The 1,760-nt window shown below is 57.6% G+C and carries 2 protein-coding genes; one reads left to right on the top strand and one right to left on the bottom strand.

The genetic code is table 11. From position 1 onward, the window contains the following. Positions 1-1,271, bottom strand: a 1,271-nt coding sequence (gene sthA, locus HUJ17_RS05045; protein WP_290509648.1) for a Si-specific NAD(P)(+) transhydrogenase, incomplete at its 3' end; no start/stop codon positions are given. 150 nt (positions 1,272-1,421) lie between these two features. Between sthA and HUJ17_RS05040 the strand changes: the two genes are divergently transcribed. After that, positions 1,422-1,718 carry a hypothetical protein gene (locus HUJ17_RS05040; protein WP_290509647.1) on the top strand — a complete coding sequence of 99 codons (297 nt, stop codon included), beginning with the start codon at positions 1,422-1,424 and terminating at the stop codon, positions 1,716-1,718. The last annotated feature ends 42 nt before the right edge of the window (positions 1,719-1,760 follow it).

Here is a 1,760-nt window from a genome sequence, read left to right as displayed (position 1 = left end):
GCCTGCCCCACGTGCACGATTTCCATGGCCTGATAGCCGAAGCAATGGATACCCAGCACTGCCAGGGTCTCCCGGTGAAACAGTATCTTCAGCATCCCTACCCGCTCACCGGTAATCTGCGCCCTGGCCAGATTGCGAAAGAAGGCCTGACCCACTTCATAGGGCACTTTTGCTTCTGTGAGCTCCTGTTCGTTGCGCCCTACGCTGCTGATGCCAGGGATGGTATAGATCCCGGTGGGTACATCCGTCACCTGGCGCACTTCATCACCGGCAATGGCTGCCGCACAGAAGCGCCCCTGATCATAGGAGGCGCTGGCCAGAGAGGGCCAACCCACCACATCCCCAACCGCATAAATCCCGTCCACACTGGTCTGGTAGCGCTCGTTGACCTGCAATTGCCCACGATTGTTGGGCTCAAGCCCGACAGCATCCAGCCCCATGTCCTGCGTGTTACCGGAACGACCGTTACACCAAAGCAAGGCATCGGCACGCAGCTTCTTGCCGGACTGCAATTCCAGCGTGACGCCATCAGCATCGGCGATCACCCGCTTGTATTCTTCATCCTGACGAATGGTGCAGCCTTGCTCACGCAAGTGATAACTCAACGCGTCGGAAATTTCTGTATCCAGAAAATCCAGCAAATGCTGCCGGGAATTGACCAGGTCAACCCGGATCCCCAAGCCGGTAAAGATGCAGGCGTATTCCGACCCGATCACCCCTGCCCCATAGATGATGATATGGCGCGGGGTATGATCCATGGTGAGAATGGTATCGGAGTCATAGATTCGAGGATGTTCAAAGTCCACATCCTCCGGATGATAGGGCCTTGAACCGGTGGCAATCACCACGTTTCGGGTTTTCAGCAAATGCAGCCTCCCTTCCCGGTCCGCCACCTTCACCTCATTGTTGCTCAGCAGCTCTCCCCGGCCACCGAATACCGTCACCCGGTTGCGGATATAGAAGTCCGTGCGCACCTGGACCTGGGAATCAATCACCTCGCGGGTCCGGGCAATCAGGTCCTGCCAGCGCACTTCCCGGGGGTTGATGATGCCGCGCAGCAGCGGATTGCGTTGGGTGCGGATCACTTGGCGCACCAAGTGGCGAAGCGCCTTGGAAGGAATGGTTCCCCAGTGAGTACAGTTGCCTCCAAGGGATTTCTGGTCTTCCACAATGGCTACCCGCAGGCCTTTCTTGGTCGCCTGCATGGCCGCCGCTTCACCCGCCGGCCCACTACCAATCACCACCAGATCCCAACCCGCACTGATATCCATTCACTTCTCCTTTCCACGACAGCACTATTATAGGCATGTCCCCCAGCTGGTACGAGTAAGACCAAAGCAGAGGCCCCTAGCCATATTGGCCGAGACTGGCATGATGGAGAGGATGAAAAAAACGATTCAATCCGATAACAGGAGTCTGACATGGAAGAGCGCAGCGAAAAGAAAACCTCAACGCTGGCCCGTGGCGGCAAGACAACCGGGCGCTGGCTGTTGAGCCACCCTATCGGGGCCTTGCAGATTCTGGCCGTGATACTGGTGGCAATAATCGTGCTTCAGAATCTGGAACCCACCAGCATCGACATCCTGTTCTGGACACTGGTGGACATCCCCAAACTACTACTATTGCTGGCCAGTATGCTGGCCGGTGGGCTGATCTGGGAACTGTTGCGGCGCAGCCTGCTACGCCGCCGCAAGACGCCGACGGCGCCAGAACAGTAATGACAAACCGGAGAACAGGCCAAAGCCCCAGCTGCCCGCGCT

The sequence above is a fragment of the Alcanivorax sp. genome (assembly GCF_014762765.1).
Lineage (GTDB): Bacteria > Pseudomonadota > Gammaproteobacteria > Pseudomonadales > Alcanivoracaceae > Alcanivorax.
The sequence above is the reverse complement of the archived record's forward strand: the minus strand, read 5'-3'. Positions and strand labels throughout refer to the sequence as shown.